Raw genomic sequence first — 21,035 nt, 5'->3', positions numbered from 1 at the left:
TTCCGCCTTTTATTCTGCGGATAGAATTGGCTATATCGTTGTTCAAAAGGATGCAGAAAATGACCGATACGAAAACCGCCCTCCTGGTGATCGATGTTCAGGAGTCCTTCCGCCACCGGCCGTACTGGCGCGACGAAGATGTCGCCGTCTATCAGTCCCGGCAGCAGGCGCTGATCGACGGCGCGCGGGCAGCCGGGCATGCCGTCGTGCAGATCTTCCACACAGACGACGACGCCGAGTTCCGCCTCGACAGCGGCTTCGTCACGACGCTTGCCGGCCTCAGGATCCAGCCGGACCTCGTCCTCCACAAGACCCGTCATTCGGCCTTCGTCGGCACGCCGCTCGAAGTCTGGCTGCGCCAGCGCGGCATCGGCCGGCTGATCGTCTCGGGCATCCGCACCGAGCAATGCTGCGAGACGACGACGCGGCACGGCGCCGATCTCGGCTTTGCCGTCGACTATGTGACGGAGGCGACGCTGACTTTCCCGATGACGCACGCCTCAGGACGGGTTTTCACCGCCGACGACATCAAGATCCGCACCGAACTGGTGCTCGCCGGCCGCTTCGCCCGTATCGTCACCGTGGACGAGGCCCTCGGACCGATCGGACTTGCCGCATGACCTCGGCACAGCACACCGACCGCCGGATCATCCCCGTCTACGTCGTCTTGCCGCCGCACACGCTGCTGATGGACGTTGCAGGACCGGTCGAGGTGCTGCGCTATGCCAACGTCGAACAGGAGGCGATCCTGTTCGACTGCCACTTCGTCGCCGCGCGCCGTGAACAGACCACCTCGATCGGGCTGACCCTCGCCAACCTCGAGCCCCTGCCCGAACGGCTGCCTGAAGGCGCCTTCGTCATCGTGTCGGGCAGTATCGGCAAGGTGCCCGATCCGACGCTCGTCGAGGCGGAGCGACGCGAAATCGCCGCCTGGCTCCGGCGCAGCGTCGTTCCCGGCATCACGCTCGTTACCATCTGTTCGGGCGCGCTCATGGCCGCGGCCGCCGGCCTGCTCGACGGGCACGCCTGTACCACCCATGCCGATTGCATCGACGACCTGCGTCATCTCGCACCCGGCGCACAGGTTCTGGAAAACCGGCTCTTCGTCGAAGACGGCGAACGTTATTCGAGTGCCGGGATTTCCACCGGCACGGACCTGATGCTGCATCTCGTCGCCAAGCTCACCTCAGCGGCGACCGCCCTTTCAATCGCCCGCGTCATGGTCGTCTACATGCGCCGTAGCGGCTCGGACCCGCAGCTCTCGCCTTGGCTTTCCGGCCGAAACCACATGCATCCGGCAATCCATCGCATCCAGGATGCGATCATGGCCGATCCGGCCCGCGACTGGACGCTCTTGCAGCTTGCGGAACTCGGCCATCTCAGCGAACGGCACATGACGCGGCTCTTCCGCGAGCACACCGACCTCACGGTGACGGCCTATGTGAACCTGATGCGCGTGACGCTCGCCCGGGAGATCCTCGCCGGAACGCGGCTCGACATGGAGGCGGTCGCGGAACGCTCGGGCTTTGCCTCCCCGCGGCACCTGCGCCGCATATGGTCGCAGCACAACGATCAGCCGCCCAGCCACTTTCGCCGTTAGATCAAAGAAATTGAGTGGTCGATCAACGGGGCGGTTGCTAACCTCCGACCTCCTTTATCCGACCGCCCGGTCGTCATCCCTCACGGAGCTTTCGTAATGCAGATGCGCAAACTCGGTCGCACAGGCCTTTCCATCGCGCCCGTCGTCTTCGGCGGCAACGTCTTCGGCTGGACGGCGGACGAGAAGACGTCCCTCGACCTGCTCGATGCGTTCTTCGACGCCGGATACAATGCAATCGACACGGCGGACGTCTATTCGTCCTGGGTCGACGGCCACCAGGGCGGCGAGAGCGAGACGATCATCGGCAAATGGCTGAAGCGCGGCCAAGTCGCCCGTGACAAGGCAGTGATCGTCACCAAGGTCGGGTTCGACAGCCAGGGCCGCAAGACCGGCCTTTCCGCCAAATGGATTGCAGAGGCGGCAGAGGCCTCTCTGAAGCGCCTCGGCACCGACTATATCGACCTCTACCTCGCCCACAAGCCGGACGACGAGGTGCCGATCGAGGAGACGCTGGAAGCGTTCTCGAAGCTCAAGGAACAGGGCAAGATCCGCGCGATCGGCTGCTCCAACTATGACGCCGAACAACTGCAGGCCTCCTTCGACGTCGCAGCCCGCAGCAACCTGCCGCGCTACGACGTGGTGCAGCCCGAATACAATCTCTATACCCGCGACCGGTTCGACGGTCCGTTGGCGGACCTATGCATCAAGGAGGAGATCGGCGTCATCAGCTATTATGCTCTGGCGGCCGGCTTCCTGACCGGAAAGTATCGCAGCCTGAAGGACACCAAGGGCGCGGCGCGCAGCTATCGCGTCGGCGACTATCTCGACGACAAGGGATTGCGGATCCTCGCCGCCCTCGACACGGTTGCGGCCGAGACCGGAACGACGCCGGCGACGGTCGCCATCGCCTGGGTTGCAGCACGCCCCGGCATCACGGCCCCGATCGCCTCGGCGACCAGCCTCAACCAGCTCGAAAGCCTGGTCGCAGCCGGGACGCTCCAGCTGTCCGCGGCCCAGATGGCCCTTCTCAACGACGCCGGAGCGTAAGCCATTCATGACCGTTGAAATTCGTGACGCCCAACCTCGCGACGAAGCCGCCTGGCGCCGGCTCTGGGCCGGATATCTCACCTTCTACAAGGTCGACCTCGCGTCCGAGATCACTGATCGCACCTGGGCCCGGATCCTTGATCCGGCCTCGCGCGTAGCGATGCGGGTGGCGCTCGTCGACGGCGTGATGGCCGGCTTCGCCATCCATCACTTCCACGATTCAACCTGGGCGCTGACGCCGGACTGCTATCTGGAAGATCTCTATCTCGCGGAAGAATTCCGCGGACAGGGCCTCGGCCGGGCACTGATCGACGACCTGATCGCGCTGGCAAAAGAGAAAGGCTGGTCGCGCCTCTACTGGCACACCAACCACGACAATGCGAACGCCCGGAAGCTCTACGACACCTATGCCAAGGAAGACGGTCATGTGCGCTATCGGATGAATCTCCGGTAGTCAGCCAGCGCTCTTGAAGAAGTCCACAAAGGCTCTCAGCGCGGGGCGCATCTGCCGGCGCGACGGATAATAGATGAAGAAGCCTTCGAAGGACGGGCACCAGTCCTCAAGCACGGGCACCAGCCTTCCGTCGCGGACATCCTCGTCGATCCGCGCGTCGAAGAGATAGGCAAGCCCCACGCCGTCGAGCGCTGCCCGGCGCATCAGCCGCTGGTCGGAAAGGGTGAGCGGCCCCGGCACGTCGACGGCAAGCGTCTTTCCCGCCTTTTCCAGTTCCCAGCGATAGAGGCGGCCGCTCGAAAACCGCCGCCGGATGCAGCGATGACGAAAGAGGTCCCCCGGCACTTCCGGCCGGCCATGGGCGGCGATGTATTCGGGCGCGGCGACGATCAGGCCGCGCTGGGGACCGCTGGCGCGAACGGCGATCATATCGGCCTCCAGATGTTCACCGAGCCTGAGCCCCGCGTCGAAGCCCTCGGCGACGATGTCCTCGAAGCGATCATTGGTGACGACATCGAGTTCGATCTCGGGATAGGCCGAAAGGAAGGCCCCGAGACGCGGCGCGATGAGATCCTCTGCGGCAAGCATCGGCATGGTCACGCGCAGGAGCCCGGCCGGTCGGCCGCGATCCTCGGCAAGGGCTGCCAAAGCCGCATCGATGTCGGAAAGCGCCGGCGCCAGCGTCTCGAGCAGACGCCTACCCTCCTCCGTCGGAGCGACGCTACGCGTGGTGCGGGCGAGAAGTCGGACCCCGAGGCTCGTCTCCAACACCGCCACCGCATGGCTGACTGCGGATGGTGCAATGCCGAGTTCGGCAGATGCCTTGCGAAAGCTGCGGGTCTCGGCGACGATCGCCAGCACGGCGAGTTGGGAGAGTTGGGTCCGGTTCATTGTTCCAATGAATAGAACAAGCTCGACAAAATTACAGCCATTTTCTTATCCAATCTGGCCGTTATGCTGGCACTCTCACTTCCGCGCAAAAGAGGCGCTTCTCGAAAAGAGGTTCAGACCATGAAGACAAGACAGCTCGGCCCGCTTTCCGTTTCCTCGCTCGGACTCGGCTGCATGGGCATGACGCACGGCTATACCCAGACCGGAGACGAGGCCAGCTCGCTCGCCACGCTCGCCCGCGCCGTCGAGCTTGGCGTCACGCTGTTCGACACCGCCGAGATCTACGGGCCGTTCACCAACGAGATCCTTGTCGGCAAGGGCCTCAAGCCCTACCGCGACAAGGTGAAGATCGCCACCAAGTTCGGCTTCCGGATCAATACGGAGAACCCCAACGACGCGAGCGCCGGCGGCACAGATTCCCGCCCCGAACACGTGCGCGAGGTCGCCGAGGCCTCGCTGAAACGGCTCGGCGTCGAGGTCATCGACCTCTTCTACCAGCACCGCGTCGATCCTGACGTGCCGATCGAGGACACGGTCGGCGCGATGGCCGATCTGGTCCGCGAGGGCAAGGTCAAGGCGCTCGGCCTGTCGGAAGCCAGCGCCGCAACGCTCCGCCGCGCCCATGCCGTTCACCCGATCGCTGCTATCCAGAGCGAGTATTCACTCTGGACGCGCGACCCGGAAGAAAATGGCGTGCTTGAGACCTGCCGCGAGCTCGGCATCGGCTTCGTACCCTTTTCGCCGCTCGGCCGCGGCGTGCTGACGGGTGCACTGAAGACGCTCGACGGTCTTGCCGAGAACGATTTCCGCCGCGCCCTGCCACGCTTCGCGCAGGAGAATTTCGACGCCAATCTGGCGCTTGTCGCGACCCTGGAGCGGATGGCGGCGGACAAGGGCGTCACGCCCGGCCAAATGGCGCTCGCCTGGGTGCTAGCCCAAGGCGACTTCATCGTGCCGATCCCCGGCACCACCAAGATCGCCAACCTCGAAAAGAATGTCGCCTCTGCCGAAATCGTGCTTTCCGTAGAAGAGGTGAAGACGCTCGGGGATCTGCTTTCGCCGGAGAAGGTGGCCGGCGCCCGCTATCCGGAGCGCATGGCAAAGATGGCGAGCCGCTGAAAACTCGCCTGTCGACGAACCGTCACCTATCCTCGGTGTGGCGGAGCCAAACCGGTTCCGCCACGAAAAGAGGACACAACGATGAGTGGACATCCGCAAATTTCAGACATCGTTCATCTCTATGTGGAGGGAATGGCTCTTGCCGACGAGGCGAAACTGAGAACGGCGTTCCACCCGGACGCGGCCGTCATCGGTAACTACCAGGGCGCCCTGGAATGCCTAAGGCTGGATGACTTCATAGCAGCCATTCTCGACGAAGCATCGGCGCCCGCAGGCTCCACGCCGTTGTGGGACATTCAGTCCATCGACATCGTCGGAGATGCCGCGACCGTGAAGGTCGTGGACGACTTTGCGGGCATGCGCTTCACCGACTTCCTGTCTCTCGTGAAAATCGACGGTGAATGGAAGATCGTCAACAAGGTTTACCACCTGCACACCTGACGCCTGAAGCACTCATGTAAACGGGGCCGCCAGGGCCCCGTTCGTAACCGTCATGCTTCTGCGCGGGTCAGGCCCGCAGGCTGCCGCCGGTGGTCTTTTCGACATTGCCGACGATCTTCTTCGTCAGCGCGTCGAAGTCCTCGTCGGTGAGCGTCTTTTCGACCGGCTGGATCAACACCTCAATCGCGACCGACTTGCGGCCCTCGCCGACGGAGGCACCCTCGAAGATGTCGAAGACATTGACGCCGGTGATCAGCTTGCGGTCCGCACTTGCCGCCGCCTTGATGATCGCTCCCGCTTCGACCGACTTCTCGACCACGAAGGCGAAGTCGCGCTTGACCATCTGGAAGGGCGAGAGATCGAGCGCCGGCTTGGTGCGGGTCGCCTTCTTCTTCGGCTCCGGCATGATGTCGAGATAGACTTCGAAACCGCAGAGAGCGCCCGACACGTCGAGGGCCTCGAGCGTCTTCGGATGGAATTCGCCGAAATGGCCGACAACCACCTTCGGACCCATCTTGATCGTGCCGGAGCGGCCCGGATGGTACCATTCGGGACCACCCTGCTCGACCTGGACATTCGACATCGGCAGGCCGCAGGCCTCAAGCACGGCAAGAGCATCGGCCTTGGCGTCATACACGTCGACCGGCTTGCCGCCGCCCTTCGTCGCGTTCGACCACATGCGGCCGGCGCCCGACAGCGAAGCGGTGCCGCGGCGTATGCCGCCGGCAACGCGGCGCTGGCCTTCCGGCTTGTCGCTCTCGTAAGTCCCCGATACCTCGAAGATCGCCACATCGCCGAAACCACGGTCGGCATTGCGCTGGGCGGCCGTCAAGAGACCCGGCAGCAGCGAGGGGCGCATGTCCGACATGTCGGCGGCGATCGGGTTGGCGAGCTTCAGCGCGCGGCTGCCGCCACCGAACAGCTTTGCCTGCTCTTCCGGGATGAAGGACCAGGTGACGGCCTCGAGCATGCCGCGCGAGGCGAGTGCCCGCTTGGCAGTGCGCGTACGGATCTGCAGCGGCGTCAGGATGCGACCGTTGACGGAACCCGTCGGGGCAAGCGGCTCGGGCTTGATGTTGTCGACGCCATGCACGCGCATGACCTCTTCGACCAGGTCCGCCTTGCCGTCGACGTCCGGGCGCCAGGAGGGCACGGAGACCGAAACGGTCTCGCCCTCGCCGGTGACCTCGAAGCCGAGGCCGGTCAGGATCGTGCGGGCTTCCGCGTTGGACACGTTGAGGCCGGTCAGACGCTTCACTTCCGAGAAGGGGAACTCGACGATCTTGCGATCGAAACCCTTGTAGCCAACGACCCTGGCCTTGGCCGCGGTGCCGCCGCACATGGACAGAACCAGTTCCGTGGTCCGCTCGAGGCCCGGCATCATGTATTCCGGGTCAACGCCACGCTCGAAGCGATAGCGCGCGTCGGTGATGATGCCGTGGCTGCGCCCGGTCTTGGCGATGTTGATCGGGTCCCAGAGCGCCGACTCGATCAATACGTTGACAGTATTGTCATCGCAGCCGGAATGCTCGCCGCCCATGATGCCGCCGATCGATTCCGGACCGTTGTCGTCGGCGATGATGACGTTTGTCGGGTTGAGCTTGTAGGTGCGGGTGTCGAGTGCGAGGATTTCCTCGCCTTCACGCGCGCGGCGCACGACGAGCGTACCCTTGACTTTGTCGGCGTCGAAGACGTGCATCGGACGGCCTTGGTCGAAGGTCATGTAGTTGGTGACGTCGACCAACGCTGAAATCGGACGAAGGCCGATGGCCAGAAGCCGCTGCTGCATCCATTTCGGGCTCGGGCCATTCTTGACGCCGCGCACCAGCCGGTAGGCGAAGCCGGGGCAGAGCCGCTCGTCGTCAAGCACGATCTTCAGCTCGATCGGCGTTTCGCCGTCGGTCGTGAACTCAGGCGCCTTGGGCGCCTTGAGCGTGCCGAGGCCAGAGGCAGCGAGATCGCGGGCGATGCCGTAGACGGAGGTGCAGTCGGGGCGGTTCGGCGTCAGGTTGATCTCGATGACCGGATCGTCGAGACCGGCATAGGACGCAAACGAGGTGCCGACCGGCGCATCTTCCGGAAGGTCGATGATGCCGTCGTGATTGTCCGACATGTTGAGCTCCTTTTCGGAGCACATCATGCCGTGGCTTTCGACGCCTCGAATCTTGCCAATGGCGAGCGTCACGTCGATGCCGGGCACATAGGTACCGGGACGAGCGAGTGCTCCGACGAGGCCGGCGCGGGCATTCGGCGCGCCGCAGACGATCTGGACCGGCTTGCCGTCACCGGCATCGACCGAGAGAACCTTCAGCCGGTCGGCCTCGGGATGCTTTTCGGCCGTCAGGACCCTTGCGATGACGAAGGGCCTGTAGGCGGCCTTGTCGTCGACATCCTCGACCTCGAGGCCGATCGCCGTCAGACGCTCGCAGATCTCATCGAGCGTGGCGTCGGTTTCCAGGTGATCCTTCAGCCAGGAGAGTGTGAATTTCATTGTTCTTTCCTCCTTATGCGCTCAGGCCGCCGAACAGGGTCGGCACGTCGAGCGGGCGGAAACCGTAATGGCTCATCCAGCGCACGTCGGCGTTGAAGAAGTCTCGGAGGTCCGGCATGCCGTATTTCAGCATGGCGATGCGGTCGAGGCCCATGCCCCAGGCGAAGCCCTGGTATTCGTCCGGATCGAGGCCGCCGGCGCGCAGCACGTTCGGATGGACCATGCCGCAGCCGAGGATTTCCATCCAGTCCGTTCCTTCGCCGAACTTGACGATCGGGCCAGACGAGCGGTCGCACTGAATATCGACCTCGAAGGACGGCTCGGTGAACGGGAAGAAGGACGGGCGGAAGCGCATCACGACATTGTCGACCTCGAAGAAGGCCTTGCAGAACTCTTCGAGGATCCAGCGCAGATGGCCGACATTGGCGGTCTTGTCGATGACGAGACCCTCGACCTGATGGAACATCGGCGAATGGGTGGCGTCACTGTCCTGGCGATAGGTCTTGCCCGGGATGACGATGCGGATCGGTGGCTTCTGCGCTTCCATGGTGCGCACCTGGACCGGCGAAGTGTGGGTGCGCAGCACCTTGCGCTCGCCGTTGTCGTCGGGTTCCAGGAAGAAGGTGTCGTGCATCTCGCGGGCCGGATGGCCCTCGGGGAAGTTCAGAGCGGTGAAGTTGTAATAGTCCGTCTCGATATCCGGACCTTCGGCGATCGAGAAGCCCATGTCGGCGAAGATCGCAGTGATCTCGTCGACGATCTGGCTGATCGGATGGATACGGCCGCGCTCTGCGGGCGAGGAGCGGACAGGCAGGGAGACGTCGACCGTCTCGGCCTTCAGCCGCGCGGTAATCGCGGCGTCCTTCAACTCGGCCTTGCGAGCGCCGATCCTGTCGGTAATTTCGTTCTTCAACGCGTTGATCGCGGCACCGCGCGTCTGGCGCTCTTCCGGCGTCATGGCGCCCAGCGTCTTGAGGAGTTCGGAAACCGACCCCTTCTTGCCGAGGGCCGAGACGCGCACCGCCTCGATGTCGGCTTCGTTGTCCGCCGCGGCGATATCGGCGAGAAGCGCCGCCTTCAAACTGTCGAGATCGGACATGTCCGTTTCCTGCCCCTAAATCCATCGCCGGCCCGTAACGCACCGGCATGACGACAAAATGAAAAACCCGCGCCAGCCCTGCCAGCGCGGGTTTCCCAACAATTTCTTTTTACAAAAGCTTGGGAAGCGCTGGCTTACTTGACCGCGCTTTCAAACTCGTTCGCCGTGCCGGCTTCCTTGAGGTAGGCCAGTGCCTTCTTGGCAGCGGCGACCAGCGAGCTGAAGGCTGCCGGTTCATGGATCGCCATGTCGGACAGAACCTTGCGGTCGACTTCGATGCCGGCCTTGTTCAGACCGTCGATGAAGCGGCCGTAGGTCAGGCCGTGTTCGCGGACGGCAGCGTTGATGCGCTGGATCCACAGGGCGCGGAAGTTGCGCTTGTTGACCTTGCGGTCGCGGTAAGCGAACTGCTTCGAACGATCGACGGCAGCCTTAGCTGCGCGGATCGTGTTCTTGCGGCGGCCGTAGAAGCCCTTGGCGGCCTTGAATACCTTGTTGTGCTTGGCGCGGGAAGTTACGCCACGTTTTACGCGTGCCATGTCATGATCTCCTTAATGATCCAAATAAGCGAAAGGGTCTCAGAGACCGTTCGGCAGGTAGTTCTTGATGACCTTCTTGCCGTCTGCTTCGGCGAGAACCATCGTGCCGCGTGCATCGCGGATGAACTTGTTGGACCGCTTGATCATGCCGTGGCGCTTGCCGGCGGCAGCTGCGAGGACCTTGCCGGTACCCGTGATCTTGAACCGCTTCTTGGCGGAGGATTTCGTCTTCATCTTGGGCATTTTGCTACTCCATTGTTCTTGTATCGAAAACTGGCAGACGAGGCCTGTTTTCAAGCATAAAGAACGGCCACGGCATGCCCTGCCGGACCGTTCGGACGGGGGCTTATAACCGCAGACGCGGAAAAGCGCAACGGGTCGGCGCGGGAATCTCCATCGGAAGCGGCCGCCGCCCTACCCGCTAATGCCGCAGCGGGACCGAGAGACGCACGGACAGCCCGCCCAGTCGCGAACGGGCCAAGTTCAGTTGGCCACCATAGGCCGCGACGATCTCGCGTGTGATCGACAGCCCGAGGCCGGAACCGCCGTCGTCTTCGCCGAGGTGAAGTCCCCGCGACGGAAGTGCTGCCAGGTCGGCGTCGGAAACACCGGGGCCATCGTCCTCGACGGTCACTTCAACCGAGGCGCCCGTCTGGACCGCGGCGATGGAAATCGTGCCCTTCGCGAAACGGGCGGCATTGTCGAGCACGTTGCCGAGCGCCTCGGCGAAATCGGCGGCGTCCATGTCGACGGCAAGCGCATCGGGTATGCGGACCGACCACTCGATGCCGTGTGGCGCAGTGATGGGCTTCAGCACCATGACCAGCTTGCCGACCAGGGGTGCGAGCTCCGTCAGCCCCATCTGCTCGACGCCAAGCCGCGCCGACTGGAGCTGGCGGTCGGCGCGCTGGCGGATGAGGTCCACCTGCTGCCGGGCGAGCTCCTTCTCCTCCGGTGGCAGGCGGTCGGCGAGCTGCAGGAGCACGGTCAGCGGCGTCTTCAGCCCGTGGGCGAGGTCGCTGGCCCGAGCCCGGGCCCGCTCGACTGCCGTGGAGCGCTCATCGAGAAGCAGGTTGAGTTCGGCGACCAGCGGCTTCAGTTCCGACACGCCGACATCGTCGACCGCGTTTGCCTGTCCGGACCGGACCGCGCCGACCTGATGCTGAAGACGCACCACCGGCGACAGCCCGACCGCCACCTGGAAAATGGCGGCAGCCACCAGCACGCCGGCGCTGAGTGCCAGCATCAGCGCCATCACTCCATGGAATTCCGAAATGGCCGTTTCCAGCTCGCTTCGATCGAAGGCGGCCTGCAGCAGGAAGCTTCTGGCGCCTTCGGGCTGTTCGAGGGTGATGCTGCGGCGCTGGACGAGAAGGCCCGCTCCGTCGGGGCCTTCAGCGCTGAAGAAGCCGAACGCGACGGTCGGGCGAACATCTGCGGGCAAGTCGACATCCCAGAGCGAGCGGGAGCGCAGCACCTCTCCCGTCTCCGCCTGGACCTGCCAGTAGCGTCCGCTGCCGGGCAGTTCGAAGCGCGGATCGGTCGGCTGCTTGTCGAGCACCACCTTGCCTTCGCGCAATTCGAGATCGGCCGCCAGCTGGTCGATCACCGTCGACATCTCGATCTGGTAACGTTCCGAGACATAGCTGGTGAAGACACGGCTGAGGCCGAAGCCGACCAGCACGAGGACGAAGACGATGGCGACGAAGGCTCCGACGGCGAGCCTGATCCTGAGCGACCTGATCATGCACCCTCGTCGGGCAGCACATAGCCGAAGCCGCGGCGTGTCTCGATCGCGCCGGGCTCGGTCTTTCGCCTCAGCCGCGCAATCATCGCCTCCACCGAATTCTTCGCCGCGTCATCGTCACGCCCCTGGACATGCCTCGCAATCTCGATCGGATCGAAGACCCGGCCCGGTGCGCTCGCCAGCAATTGCACCAGCCGGTATTCGAGCGCAGTCAGTTCGAGCGGCCGTCCGTCATAGGTCACCCGGCGCGCCTCGTCGTTGACGACGAAACGGCCGACAGACTTGACGGGCGAGGCTCGACCACCGGCGCGGCGCAGGAGCGCCTTGAGACGCGCGAGCAGCTCTTCGCTGCGGAAGGGTTTGGGAAGATAGTCGTCGGCGCCCGCCTCGAAGCCATCGACCCGCTCCATCCAGGAGCCGCGCGCCGTCAGGACGAGGATCGGGGTATCGACGCCGGCCGCCCGCCAGCGCTTGAGGATCGACAGGCCGTCCATTCCCGGCAGGCCGAGATCCAGGATGATCGCGGCATATTCGCCCGTCTCCCCTTCGGCCCAGACCTCCGGACCGGTCGCCAGGTGCTCGACGAGATAGCCCTCAGCCTCCAGCTTCTTCCTCGTGTGTTCGGCGATGTCACGGTCGTCTTCGGCAAGCAGCAGGCGCATTCGTCACCACCATCCGAACGTGGACAGCTTGCGGCCAGTCACCGCGTTCACTCGCAAAGTCTTCACCCTGCCCGCATCGCTCTGGACCTTCAGCGTATAGAAGGGCGACCTGCCCTGCAGCGAAAGCTCGACCGAGATGACCCGGCCCGTGTCCATGGCCTCGACCCTTTTCAGGATTTCACGCAAGGGCAGGATCTTGCCCTCGCGAACGGCGTCTCGCGCCTTCACGTGGTCGCCGTCTTCGGCTCCGGTGCCGCTCGTTCCCTTGCCGCTGTCGTCGTCATCCTTGCCGTCATCGTCACCGGCATCGTCTTTGCCGTCGTCGCCGCCGGACCCGCTGTTGCCGGAATCGCCGTCGTCGCCGCCGTCATCCGAACCACCGTCGTCGGATCCGCCGTCATGCGAGTCGCTGTCGCCCGAGTCACCCTTGCCGCTGTCGGCACGCGCCAAATCCGCGCGCAGAACCTCCGCGCCGCCGAGAAGGGCCGCGATCAGCAACAGCAGGAAATTGCGTCTATCCATCTTCGTCACGCTTTTCTCAGGTCCCTCCCGGACACGGACAAGCCCCCAGACTAGCGGTTGTCGGGTCGGGACGCCACCACGGCAAGAAAACCCCGCCCGGGGGTGCGGGCGGGGTTGAAACGGCGAGCGATCCTGGCGGCTGGGCCGCGGCCGTTTCGGGGACCTCTCAGTTTGCCGGAACGATCGACACCGCGGTAACCGAACCGCGTGGCGCCTTGATCTTCACTTCGGTCTGATTGTGCTCCTGCTCGATCTCGAGCTTCAGCCGGCGGCCGTTCTGGTCGACGGCGACCATCGTGCCGTTCTGCAAGCCTGCCAACTGGTCATCGCTCACCACGAGACGGGTGTCGTTGTTGCGACCCTTCCGACCGTGACCGTCGTCGCTCGAGTCATCGGAGGCGTCATCGGACGAGTCGTCGGATGAATCATCGTCGGAATCGTCGTCCGAACCGTGGTCGTCGGACCCATCGTCATCCGAACCGTGGCCACCGGATCCATGATCGTCCGAGCCACTGTCGTCCGAGCCGCTGTCATCGGATCCGCCGCCATGGTCGTCGCCGCCACCGTCGCTGTCGGCCAAAGCCGAGGACACGACGGATGCGCCGAGCGGCGCGGAAAGGGCCGCTACCAGTGCCGGTGCGATGGTCAGCGAGAAGATGGCGGCAGTGGAGACGAGCAGGTGCCTGCGCAAGATGACGAACATTTAATCCTCCGATAGATGCTTCGATGAACTCTATGGGAGGACTATGCATGCATGGCCCTGACAGGTCGCCGTGCGAAGCTGTCAGCGGATTGTCAGGAAAGGCACAAAAAAGCCGCCACAAGGGCGGCTCGTTTGATGAGACCGGCGGTGGCTCACTTCGGAGCCAGCACCATCATCATCTGGCGGCCTTCGAGCTTCGGCTCGGCTTCGACCTTCGCAATGGCGAGCGTGTCTTCCTTAACCTGCAGCAGCAGCTTCATGCCAAGCTCCTGGTGGGCCATTTCGCGGCCGCGGAACTTGAGCGTCACCTTGACCTTGTCGCCCTCTTCGAAGAAGCGGTTCATCGCCTTCATCTTCACCTCATAGTCATGGGTGTCGATGTTGGGGCGCATCTTGATTTCCTTGACCTCAACGATCTTCTGCTTCTTGCGCGCTTCGGCCGCCTTCTTCTGGTTGGCGTATTTCAGCTTGCCAAGGTCAAGGATCTTGCAGACCGGCGGCTCGGCGTTGGGCGAAATCTCGACGAGATCGAGACCGGCCTCTTCCGCCATTTTCAGCGCCTGGTCCGTCGGCACGATACCGAGGTTCTGGCCTTCCTCATTGATAAGCTGAACCCGGGGAATCCGGATTTCCCGGTTGGAGCGCGGCCCATCCTTGACGGGGGCGTCGGCTTTGAAAGGTCTGCGAATGGTCGTATTCTCCTGAACTATTGCGCATTGCCGCAACGCTTTCCGGCGCTGGTTTGGCGCGTCGCGGATATTTGGCGATTGCGGCGTTGCAAGTCAATAACACGCTTCGGATAGAAAATCACCTGCTGTCCGTCACTTCGCGAATCTGTTTAACAGGGCGGATCGAGCCTCAGGGAACCGTTCATATGTCGTCGATCCTGCCTGCCCCGCATGCCGCAACCATAACCGTCGGAAGCGGGGACGCGGAACGCGTCATTGCGACGCTGGTTCGTCCTGCCGCCGAGGCGACGCCGGCCGACGCTCCCGCCCTCGTATGGCTGGGCGGCTATCGCTCGGACATGACCGGCACCAAGGCTGTCGAAATGGATGCGCTCGCTGCCGAAAAGGGTCTCCAGGCAATCCGCCTCGACTACTCGGGCCACGGCGCTTCCGGCGGCGAATTCCGTGACGGCACGATTTCCCGCTGGCTCGAGGAAGCGCTTGCGGTGATCAACCATCTTGCGCCGACGCGCGTGGTGCTGATCGGTTCTTCGATGGGCGGATGGATTGCGCTTAGGCTCGCCCAAGAACTTACCCGCCGCGGCACCGGCCCGCGGGTCGCCGGCATGGTGCTGATCGCGCCGGCGCCCGATTTCACGGCGGACCTCATCGAACCCAATCTCAGCGAGGCCGAACGCGCCTCGCTCGCCGAACGCGGCTACTTCGAGGAACCCTCCGAATACAGCCCGGAGCCCAACATCTTCACCCGCGCGCTCATCGAGGACGGTCGACAGAACCGGGTGCTGACCGGGATCATCAAGACGGGCTGCCCCGTGCACATCCTGCAGGGAATGGAGGATCCAGACGTTCCCTTCGCTCACGCCCTGAAGCTCGTCGAGTTCCTGCCCGTCGACGATGTGGTTCTCACCCTCGTGCGCGATGGCGACCATCGCCTGTCCCGGCCGGAAGACATCGACCGCATGAAGGCGGCGATCCTTTCGATGGTCGGAACCGGCCTGTAGCAATTTAACCATAGTTGACAAATCACTAACGCGCACGCGCCGTCGCAATTGACTCGAAAGCCCCTTGGACATTAACGTTTTGTTAATGATCTAGGGGACGAGTTCATGACGAACAGTTCGCGCGCACTTGCCGTCGCGCTGGTTATGTTGGGTGTTTCAGCGCCCATGAACACGGCCATGACGGCACCCAAGCCGCAGTTTTCCATGCAGACCGGCAGCGTGACGTCGCAACCGATCGGCCATTACGAATTCTGCAAGCAGCATCATGCCGAATGCGCGATCAGGACAAAGGCAGCCGCCCTGCCACGGCTTACTCCTCACGGCTGGGACATCGTGCGAGACGTCAACAGAGACGTGAACGCCTCGATCACCCCGATGACCGATGCCGAGGCCTTCGGTCGCGAAGAAGTCTGGAGCTATCCGGTTGATGTCGGCGATTGCGAGGACTTCGTCCTTCTGAAACGCCAGAAGCTCATCAAGGCCGGCTTTTCCGCTGCCGACCTGCTGATCACCGTGGTGCGCAAGCCCGATGGCGAGGGTCATGCCGTTCTGACGCTCCGCAGCGCGCAGGGTGATTTCGTGCTAGACAACCTGGTCGACGACGTGAAGCTGTGGACCGACACGCCCTATACCTATCTCAAGCGCCAGGCGAGCTTCGACACCGGCCGCTGGGTCACCATCGAGAACGGCACCACCGACGTCATGGTCGGCGCGCTCAAGTAAGCCGGCTATCGACCAATTAGCGTTCGCCTTCCGGGCGAAGCGAGGGCATGCGGGCAAGGCCCAGCATGGCGACAAGTCCGACCGCCCCCATCGCCAGCAGGCAGCCGACGGCCGCCGCTACCCCCGCCTGTTCGTTGAGGAAGACGATCGTGACGGGCGCGGCCGCCGACAGCACCATGCGAATTCCCGACAGCGTGCCCATCGTTCGGCCATATCCTGCCGTGCCGAAATAATGCAGGGGCAGAACGCCGCGGATGATCGAGGTGAGGCCCTGGCCGATGCCGAAGAAGACGGCGAAGACGAGTGCCACGGCAACCGCCGGATAGAGAGCCGCGGCAAACAGCAAAGCCAGCGCCACAAATAGCGCGCCGGTGGCGATCAGGCCCGTGACCGGCGGAGAGAGCACGCCGCGGCGGGCATACTCAATGAGACGTGCAGCCACCTGGGACGGACCGATGAGGCTTCCGGTGAGCGTCGCGACGGCTGCCGTGAACCCGGCATTGCCGAGCAGGACCAGCAGCGATGCCCCCATGGCCGAGAGCACGAAGCCACCGGCCGAAAGGCTGATCGCCATCAACACCAGCTGGGGCCGCCGGCTCACGGGCTGCCGAGCGGCCGCGTCGTCGGCATCTCTTGAAACTTCGCCGGCTCTCTGTCGGCGTGACGGCCACAGCACATGCACGGGCAGCGCCAGAAGCAGGTTGAGCCCGGCCAGCACGAGATAGACCTCCCGCCAGGTCATGATGGTCAGTAGCCACTGGATGAGGGGCCAGAACACCGTGGAAGCGAAGCCCGCCACCAGCGTGACGAGGGTGATATGACTGCGCGCTTCCTGGCCGTGGCGCTGCGCAAGCGCTGCGAAGCCGGCGTCATACTGGACGGCGATCGACACGAATTCCGCGGCAAGCGTTACGACTGCGAACTGCCAGCCGTTCTGGACCATCGACAGCGCGGCAAGGGCAAGGGCCGCCAGAAGCGAACCGCTGACGAGAACCGGCCGCGCGCCGAACCGGTCGATCAGTCGCCCGATGATGGGAGCAGAGACCGCGCCGCCGAGCAGACCGATCGAGAAGACCGCGAAGACAAAGCTCTGCGACCAGCCGAAATCGCGGGCGATCTCGGGTGCAAGGATCGAAAATGAATAGTAGAGCGTGCCGTAACCGACGGTCATCGACACGCCCATGCCGAGCGTGGCCGGGGAGATTTGCATGACGAGGCGCTACGCTATTCGCATTGCACCGATGTGACAATCCTCAACCGTTGCCGATCAGGATGCCGGCGGCGAGCACGAGCGAACCGCCGAGCACGACCTGCATTGCCGCCCTGAGGAACGGCGTCTCCATATACTTGTTCTGGATGAAGGCGATGGCCCAGAGCTCGACGAAGACGATCACGCCGGCGGTCGCCGTGGCCGTCCAGAAATGCGGAATGAGGTAAGGTAGCGCGTGACCCAGGCCACCGAGCGCCGTCATGATGCCGGAAGCGAGGCCGCGCTTAATCGGCGAACCGCGCCCGGACAGTTTTCCGTCGTCGTGGGCGGCCTCGGTGAAACCCATCGAGATACCAGCACCGACGGAGGCCGAGAGGCCGACCAGGAAGGTCTGCCAGGTGTCGCCCGTCGCAAAGGCGGCCGCGAAGATCGGCGCGAGCGTCGAGACCGATCCGTCCATCAGGCCGGCAAGCCCCGGCTGCACATAGGTCAGGACGAACTGGCGGCGGGCGGTCTCGTTTTCTTCTACCTTCACGTCTTCCGGCGTGTGACGCTCGCCGAGCATCGAGGCGATTTCCTCGTGCCCCTGCTCCGCCAGCGCGAGATCGCCCAGCAGCTTGCGGGTCGAGGCGTCGGAGGTGCGGCTCGCGGCTTCGGTGTAGAAGCGATAGGCGCCCTGCTCCATGGCCTCGGCCTCGGCGCGGATCTGGTCGAGGCTCTGGCTGGCCCTGAGCCAGTCCGGCTTGCGGTCGTAGAAGCCGCGCACATGTTCGCGCCGGATCAGCGGGATCCGTTCGCCGAAACGCTGGCGATGCAGTTCGATCAGCTGGTTGCGGTGTGTATGCTCTACTTCCGCCATGTCCTCGAAGACCTTTGCCGACTGCGGATACTGACCGCGAAGTTGGTCGGCATAGGCGAGGTAAATCCGCGCGTCGTCCTCTTCGGAGGAAATGGCAAGCGCCAGGACCTCCTGGTCGCTGAGGCTCGAGAAGGAACGTTTGGAGGAGGAAAACAGGCGCGCGAGCATGGCTGGTCTTTCGTTCTTTATAATAGTTCTAAACTTATTCTGCCGCGAGAGACCCGTCAAGACAAGCGCGACCCTTCACCTCACGGAGCGAATTCGCGACGTCCGGATGCGACCTTGGGTCTCGGGCTTCAGGTTTGACGTGGCCGGTTCAATCGGCGAAAAGCAGGGCCAAGCTCCCAATCGAAGCAGGAGACAGCGATGCAAGACGATCTCGTGGCGCGTGCCGCCCACCGCGCCGACATCACGGCGCGCGCCGAAGCGCAGATGGCCGCGATGGGCGTGGATCAGGCCTTCATCGACAGGCTGGTCGAAACCTTCTACGGCCGAATCCATTCCCATGAGCGCCTCGGGCCGGTGTTCGACGCCCGGCTCGCCGGGCGCTGGCCCGAACATCTGACGAAGATGAAGGCCTTCTGGGGCTCCGTCGCCTTCAAGAACGGCGCCTATGGCGGCAAGCCGGTGCAGGCCCATCACGGCGTCGAAGGCATGCAGGAGGGGCTCTTCATCGAGTGGCTGGCCCTCTTCCGCCAGACGCTGTCCGATCTCGGCGCCAATGCGGAAGCCGAGGCATGGTTCATGGCGACCGCCGAGCGCATCGCGCGCAGCCTGGTGCTCGCGCTGTTCTACAATCCGGCGCTCGACGATCCGGCTCGCCGCACCAGTTGATACACGACCGCGCATCTTTCTCACCGAATGGGCTTCGGCTGCGAAATTTTGCGTATCTCCAGCGCGCCTTGCGCGCAATTCTCGCGACTTTCGGGCTTGCATGACCGGCCTGCGGTGATAAGACCGCGCGCGGAGGGGGAGGATAATCCATAGGAAACAACCAAGGCCAAGAATCATGAACCGCCGTAAATTTTTCCAGCAGGCCGGCGCCGCCGGTTTGGGTGCAGCTGCCTCCATGTCGCTTGCCGCGCCCGCGATCGCCCAGGAAAACCCCAAGCTCAACTGGCGCCTCACCTCCTCCTTCCCGAAGAGCCTCGACATCATCTTCGGCGCGGCCACCGACATCGCCACCAGCGTTTCGGAAGCGACCGGGGGCAACTTCACCATCACGCCCTTCGCCGCCGGCGAGATCATCCCGCCGCTGCAGGCCGCCGATGCGGTCGCTGCCGGCACGGTCGAAATGGCGCATACCTGCTGCTACTACTATATCGGCAAGGATCCGGCGTTTGCCCTCGGCACGGCGATCCCGTTCGGCCTCAACGCCCGCATGACCAATGCCTGGTTCACCGCCGGCGGCGGCAACGAGCTGCTCAACGAATTCCTCGCCGGCCACAAGCTCTATGCCCTGCCGGCCGGTAACACCGGTGCCCAGATGGGCGGCTGGTACCGCAAGGAAATCAAGACGATCGACGACCTCAAGGGCCTCAAGATGCGCATCGCGGGCCTCGCCGGCGAAGTGATGAGCAAGGTCGGCGTCACGCCGCAGCAGATCGCCGGTTCGGACGTCTATCCGGCGCTCGAAAAGGGCACAATCGACGCCACCGAATTCGTCGGCCCGTATGATGACTACAAGCTGGGCTTCTACAAGGTCGCCAAGTACTACTACTACCCGGCCTGGTGGGAAGGCGGCCCGGCCGTCCATGCCTTTTTCAACTCGGACAAGTTCAACGAATTGCCGAAGAACTATCAGCGCATCCTGACGGACGCCTGCGCGGCGGCCAATGCCCGGATGCTGGCCCGCTACGACGCGTCGAACGCCGCAGCCCTTCGCCAACTGGTCGCCCAGGGTACGGAACTTCGCGCCTTCGGCTCCGATATTCTCGACGCATGCCATGCGGCCGCGCTCGAAACCTATGCGGACCTCAGCGCCAAGAACGAGAACTTCAAGAAGCTTTATGAAAGCCAGCTGGCGTTCAAGAAAGACGCCTACCTCTGGGCCCAGGTCGCCGATTATGGCTTCGACACCTACATGATGATCCAGCAGCGCCAGGGCAAGCTCTGACCGTTCTCGACAACCGTTTTCGAAGACGCCCCGGGCAGCAATGCCCGGGGCGTTTGTCTTTGCGGGAAGGAACCGGGAAAACAACGCAGGATCGCATTTGTCGAGTCTGCGGAGTGCGTGAAGTTACGGGTACGGAAAACCACATCACGTTAGTCTTTTCTTATTTTTGATATTTTACGTTCGAAAGCACTGAAATGCCGGAGCTTTGTCGTGCGTCCCTCCCTCCTCTTTGTGTCGATCGTGCTGTTCTTCCTTAATCCCGGACTGGCCTCGTCCGCGGACTGGGTGGCGTCCAGGGTCAAGCAGCCGGTCAACTTCACCGTCGACAAGGTCAACTGGAAACGTCTTGAAGCCGGCATGCCGGTGCCTGGCGGCGCCTGGATCAGCAGCGGACCTCGCGGGCGGGCCGTGTTGACACATGCCGATGACATGATTGCGATCCAACCAGGCTCGATGGTCTCCGTGGTCGCAAAGGACACCGCCGGGAACAAGTTCGAGGTCGTCCAGCAGATCGGCGAGATCGTCGTCGACTTCGAAAAGCGTCCCGGCCGCAATCTTTCCGTCCAGACCCCATTTCTCGCCGCCGTAGTCAAGGGCACGCGCTTCACCGTCAGCGTCGACGGCAAGGCGGCCCAACTGGGCGTCGAGCGCGGGCTGGTCGGGGTCACCGATCCTCGGCGCGGCGAACGCGTCGATGTGAGGCCCGGCCAGTCGGTCGCGGTTTCGCCGTCGATCGCCCGCTCCCTTAAGGTTGTCGGCCCCGGCCCGAAATCGCCGGTCGTCAGCGTGGCAGCAAGCACGCCGACCGTTGCCGGCGTAGCTGCGGCCTCGGACACGTTGGATGACCGCAGCATCAGCGCGAGCGACGATAAAGGCGGAAGCGATGGGACGTCCAGCAATGGCAAGTCCGACACGGCCGGCAGCAATGGCAATGGAAGCAGCAACTCCGCGTCCAGTTCCGGTTCCAGCAACAGCAGCAACGGGAGCGGGAATTCCAACGCCAGCAGCAACAGCAATGCCGGAGGGAACGGCAAAGGCAAGGGGAAAGACAAGGACAAGGACGATAGCGACGACGACAGCGAAGACGACGATTGACGTCGCCAGCGCCTGAACCCTCCTCCC

At 63.7% G+C, this 21,035-nt stretch carries 23 protein-coding genes; 11 read left to right on the top strand and 12 right to left on the bottom strand.

Going from position 1 to position 21,035, the window contains the following annotated elements:
• Positions 1-59: 59 nt before the first annotated feature.
• From ACX93L_RS08080 to ACX93L_RS08065, 4 genes are all read left to right on the top strand, one after another.
• Entirely contained in the window at positions 60-620 is a 561-nt protein-coding gene (locus ACX93L_RS08080; protein WP_459404379.1) for a cysteine hydrolase family protein, read from the top strand.
• Positions 617-1,600, top strand: coding sequence for a GlxA family transcriptional regulator (locus ACX93L_RS08075; RefSeq protein WP_459404378.1), 984 nt, complete (start codon positions 617-619; stop codon positions 1,598-1,600). The genes ACX93L_RS08080 and ACX93L_RS08075 overlap by 4 nt, the downstream gene beginning before the upstream one ends.
• Before the next feature lie 96 nt (positions 1,601-1,696).
• Positions 1,697-2,647 carry an aldo/keto reductase gene (locus tag ACX93L_RS08070; protein WP_459404377.1) on the top strand — a complete coding sequence of 317 codons (951 nt, stop codon included), beginning with the start codon at positions 1,697-1,699 and terminating at the stop codon, positions 2,645-2,647.
• 7 nt (positions 2,648-2,654) lie between these two features.
• Positions 2,655-3,101: a GNAT family N-acetyltransferase gene (locus ACX93L_RS08065; RefSeq protein WP_459404376.1), complete on the top strand. Its 447-nt coding sequence runs from the start codon at positions 2,655-2,657 to the stop codon at positions 3,099-3,101.
• Here ACX93L_RS08065 and ACX93L_RS08060 read toward each other — a convergent pair whose 3' ends face one another.
• Positions 3,102-3,992, bottom strand: coding sequence for a LysR family transcriptional regulator (locus ACX93L_RS08060; protein WP_459404375.1), 891 nt, complete (start codon positions 3,990-3,992; stop codon positions 3,102-3,104).
• A 120-nt stretch (positions 3,993-4,112) separates the two neighbouring features.
• Here ACX93L_RS08060 and ACX93L_RS08055 point away from each other — a divergent pair, with 120 nt between their 5' ends.
• Together ACX93L_RS08055 and ACX93L_RS08050 are read left to right on the top strand one after the other, a co-directional pair.
• Positions 4,113-5,111: an aldo/keto reductase gene (locus ACX93L_RS08055; RefSeq protein WP_459404374.1), complete on the top strand. Its 999-nt coding sequence runs from the start codon at positions 4,113-4,115 to the stop codon at positions 5,109-5,111.
• A gap of 81 nt (positions 5,112-5,192) precedes the next feature.
• Entirely contained in the window at positions 5,193-5,552 is a 360-nt protein-coding gene (locus ACX93L_RS08050) for a nuclear transport factor 2 family protein (RefSeq protein ID WP_459404373.1), read from the top strand.
• 67 nt (positions 5,553-5,619) lie between these two features.
• Here ACX93L_RS08050 and pheT read toward each other — a convergent pair whose 3' ends face one another.
• From pheT to infC, 9 genes are all read right to left on the bottom strand, one after another.
• Positions 5,620-8,043 carry a phenylalanine--tRNA ligase subunit beta gene (gene pheT / locus ACX93L_RS08045; RefSeq protein WP_459404372.1) on the bottom strand — a complete coding sequence of 808 codons (2,424 nt, stop codon included), beginning with the start codon at positions 8,041-8,043 and terminating at the stop codon, positions 5,620-5,622.
• A gap of 13 nt (positions 8,044-8,056) precedes the next feature.
• A complete protein-coding gene (pheS, locus tag ACX93L_RS08040; RefSeq protein ID WP_459404371.1) occupies positions 8,057-9,142 on the bottom strand; it encodes a phenylalanine--tRNA ligase subunit alpha in 1,086 nt (361 codons plus the stop codon).
• Positions 9,143-9,276: 134 nt separating this feature from the next.
• Positions 9,277-9,681, bottom strand: a complete 405-nt coding sequence (gene rplT / locus ACX93L_RS08035) for a 50S ribosomal protein L20 (protein WP_459404370.1) — start codon at positions 9,679-9,681, stop codon at positions 9,277-9,279.
• 39 nt (positions 9,682-9,720) lie between these two features.
• Positions 9,721-9,924: a 50S ribosomal protein L35 gene (gene rpmI, locus ACX93L_RS08030; RefSeq protein ID WP_169591873.1), complete on the bottom strand. Its 204-nt coding sequence runs from the start codon at positions 9,922-9,924 to the stop codon at positions 9,721-9,723.
• A gap of 178 nt (positions 9,925-10,102) precedes the next feature.
• Complete coding sequence (locus ACX93L_RS08025) at positions 10,103-11,428, bottom strand: sensor histidine kinase (RefSeq protein ID WP_459404369.1); 1,326 nt, start codon at positions 11,426-11,428, stop codon at positions 10,103-10,105.
• Positions 11,425-12,090: a response regulator transcription factor gene (locus tag ACX93L_RS08020; RefSeq protein ID WP_459404368.1), complete on the bottom strand. Its 666-nt coding sequence runs from the start codon at positions 12,088-12,090 to the stop codon at positions 11,425-11,427. The genes ACX93L_RS08025 and ACX93L_RS08020 overlap by 4 nt, the downstream gene beginning before the upstream one ends.
• Positions 12,091-12,093: 3 nt before the next feature.
• Positions 12,094-12,621 (bottom strand): PepSY domain-containing protein, encoded by a 528-nt coding sequence (locus tag ACX93L_RS08015; RefSeq protein WP_459404367.1) that lies wholly within the window; start codon positions 12,619-12,621, stop codon positions 12,094-12,096.
• 157 nt (positions 12,622-12,778) lie between these two features.
• Positions 12,779-13,315, bottom strand: coding sequence for a hypothetical protein (locus ACX93L_RS08010; RefSeq protein ID WP_459404366.1), 537 nt, complete (start codon positions 13,313-13,315; stop codon positions 12,779-12,781).
• A 152-nt stretch (positions 13,316-13,467) separates the two neighbouring features.
• Positions 13,468-14,004 carry a translation initiation factor IF-3 gene (gene infC, locus ACX93L_RS08005; RefSeq protein ID WP_169592907.1) on the bottom strand — a complete coding sequence of 179 codons (537 nt, stop codon included), beginning with the start codon at positions 14,002-14,004 and terminating at the stop codon, positions 13,468-13,470.
• A gap of 185 nt (positions 14,005-14,189) precedes the next feature.
• Here infC and ACX93L_RS08000 point away from each other — a divergent pair, with 185 nt between their 5' ends.
• Together ACX93L_RS08000 and ACX93L_RS07995 are read left to right on the top strand one after the other, a co-directional pair.
• Positions 14,190-15,005: an alpha/beta hydrolase gene (locus ACX93L_RS08000; protein ID WP_459404365.1), complete on the top strand. Its 816-nt coding sequence runs from the start codon at positions 14,190-14,192 to the stop codon at positions 15,003-15,005.
• A 105-nt stretch (positions 15,006-15,110) separates the two neighbouring features.
• On the top strand, positions 15,111-15,728 hold the full coding sequence (locus ACX93L_RS07995) for a transglutaminase-like cysteine peptidase (RefSeq protein ID WP_459404364.1): 618 nt from the start codon (positions 15,111-15,113) through the stop codon (positions 15,726-15,728).
• Positions 15,729-15,744: 16 nt separating this feature from the next.
• Here the strand turns inward: ACX93L_RS07995 and ACX93L_RS07990 are convergent, their stop codons facing one another.
• Together ACX93L_RS07990 and mbfA are read right to left on the bottom strand one after the other, a co-directional pair.
• Positions 15,745-16,938 (bottom strand): MFS transporter, encoded by a 1,194-nt coding sequence (locus ACX93L_RS07990; RefSeq protein ID WP_459404363.1) that lies wholly within the window; start codon positions 16,936-16,938, stop codon positions 15,745-15,747.
• A gap of 43 nt (positions 16,939-16,981) precedes the next feature.
• A complete protein-coding gene (gene mbfA, locus ACX93L_RS07985) occupies positions 16,982-17,965 on the bottom strand; it encodes an iron exporter MbfA (RefSeq protein WP_459404362.1) in 984 nt (327 codons plus the stop codon).
• Positions 17,966-18,163: 198 nt separating this feature from the next.
• On the opposite strand from mbfA, the gene ACX93L_RS07980 reads away from it, so the two are divergent.
• The 3 genes from ACX93L_RS07980 (at position 18,164) to ACX93L_RS07970 (ending at position 21,008) form a co-directional block, all read left to right on the top strand.
• On the top strand, positions 18,164-18,631 hold the full coding sequence (locus tag ACX93L_RS07980) for a group III truncated hemoglobin (protein WP_459404361.1): 468 nt from the start codon (positions 18,164-18,166) through the stop codon (positions 18,629-18,631).
• Positions 18,632-18,806: 175 nt separating this feature from the next.
• Positions 18,807-19,913: a TRAP transporter substrate-binding protein gene (locus ACX93L_RS07975; RefSeq protein WP_459404360.1), complete on the top strand. Its 1,107-nt coding sequence runs from the start codon at positions 18,807-18,809 to the stop codon at positions 19,911-19,913.
• A gap of 240 nt (positions 19,914-20,153) precedes the next feature.
• Positions 20,154-21,008, top strand: coding sequence for a FecR domain-containing protein (locus ACX93L_RS07970; RefSeq protein WP_459404359.1), 855 nt, complete (start codon positions 20,154-20,156; stop codon positions 21,006-21,008).
• Positions 21,009-21,035: the final 27 nt, after the last annotated feature.

Source organism: Rhizobium sp. CAU 1783 (genome assembly GCF_054551725.1).
Note: the sequence above shows the minus strand (reverse complement) of the source record. Positions and strands in the feature narration are given on the sequence as shown.

What these genes read in the sequence shown, in the direction of transcription:
- ACX93L_RS08080 (WP_459404379.1), top strand. Translation starts at nt 60, where the DNA reads ATGACCGATACGAAAACCGCCCTCCTGGTGATCGATGTTCAGGAGTCC.
- ACX93L_RS08075 (WP_459404378.1), top strand. Translation starts at nt 617, where the DNA reads ATGACCTCGGCACAGCACACCGACCGCCGGATCATCCCCGTCTACGTC.
- ACX93L_RS08070 (WP_459404377.1), top strand. Translation starts at nt 1,697, where the DNA reads ATGCAGATGCGCAAACTCGGTCGCACAGGCCTTTCCATCGCGCCCGTC.
- ACX93L_RS08065 (WP_459404376.1), top strand. Translation starts at nt 2,655, where the DNA reads ATGACCGTTGAAATTCGTGACGCCCAACCTCGCGACGAAGCCGCCTGG.
- ACX93L_RS08060 (WP_459404375.1), bottom strand. Translation starts at nt 3,992, where the DNA reads ATGAACCGGACCCAACTCTCCCAACTCGCCGTGCTGGCGATCGTCGCC.
- ACX93L_RS08055 (WP_459404374.1), top strand. Translation starts at nt 4,113, where the DNA reads ATGAAGACAAGACAGCTCGGCCCGCTTTCCGTTTCCTCGCTCGGACTC.
- ACX93L_RS08050 (WP_459404373.1), top strand. Translation starts at nt 5,193, where the DNA reads ATGAGTGGACATCCGCAAATTTCAGACATCGTTCATCTCTATGTGGAG.
- pheT (WP_459404372.1), bottom strand. Translation starts at nt 8,043, where the DNA reads ATGAAATTCACACTCTCCTGGCTGAAGGATCACCTGGAAACCGACGCC.
- pheS (WP_459404371.1), bottom strand. Translation starts at nt 9,142, where the DNA reads ATGTCCGATCTCGACAGTTTGAAGGCGGCGCTTCTCGCCGATATCGCC.
- rplT (WP_459404370.1), bottom strand. Translation starts at nt 9,681, where the DNA reads ATGGCACGCGTAAAACGTGGCGTAACTTCCCGCGCCAAGCACAACAAG.
- rpmI (WP_169591873.1), bottom strand. Translation starts at nt 9,924, where the DNA reads ATGCCCAAGATGAAGACGAAATCCTCCGCCAAGAAGCGGTTCAAGATC.
- ACX93L_RS08025 (WP_459404369.1), bottom strand. Translation starts at nt 11,428, where the DNA reads ATGATCAGGTCGCTCAGGATCAGGCTCGCCGTCGGAGCCTTCGTCGCC.
- ACX93L_RS08020 (WP_459404368.1), bottom strand. Translation starts at nt 12,090, where the DNA reads ATGCGCCTGCTGCTTGCCGAAGACGACCGTGACATCGCCGAACACACG.
- ACX93L_RS08010 (WP_459404366.1), bottom strand. Translation starts at nt 13,315, where the DNA reads ATGTTCGTCATCTTGCGCAGGCACCTGCTCGTCTCCACTGCCGCCATC.
- ACX93L_RS08000 (WP_459404365.1), top strand. Translation starts at nt 14,190, where the DNA reads ATGTCGTCGATCCTGCCTGCCCCGCATGCCGCAACCATAACCGTCGGA.
- ACX93L_RS07995 (WP_459404364.1), top strand. Translation starts at nt 15,111, where the DNA reads ATGACGAACAGTTCGCGCGCACTTGCCGTCGCGCTGGTTATGTTGGGT.
- ACX93L_RS07990 (WP_459404363.1), bottom strand. Translation starts at nt 16,938, where the DNA reads ATGCAAATCTCCCCGGCCACGCTCGGCATGGGCGTGTCGATGACCGTC.
- mbfA (WP_459404362.1), bottom strand. Translation starts at nt 17,965, where the DNA reads ATGCTCGCGCGCCTGTTTTCCTCCTCCAAACGTTCCTTCTCGAGCCTC.
- ACX93L_RS07980 (WP_459404361.1), top strand. Translation starts at nt 18,164, where the DNA reads ATGCAAGACGATCTCGTGGCGCGTGCCGCCCACCGCGCCGACATCACG.
- ACX93L_RS07975 (WP_459404360.1), top strand. Translation starts at nt 18,807, where the DNA reads ATGAACCGCCGTAAATTTTTCCAGCAGGCCGGCGCCGCCGGTTTGGGT.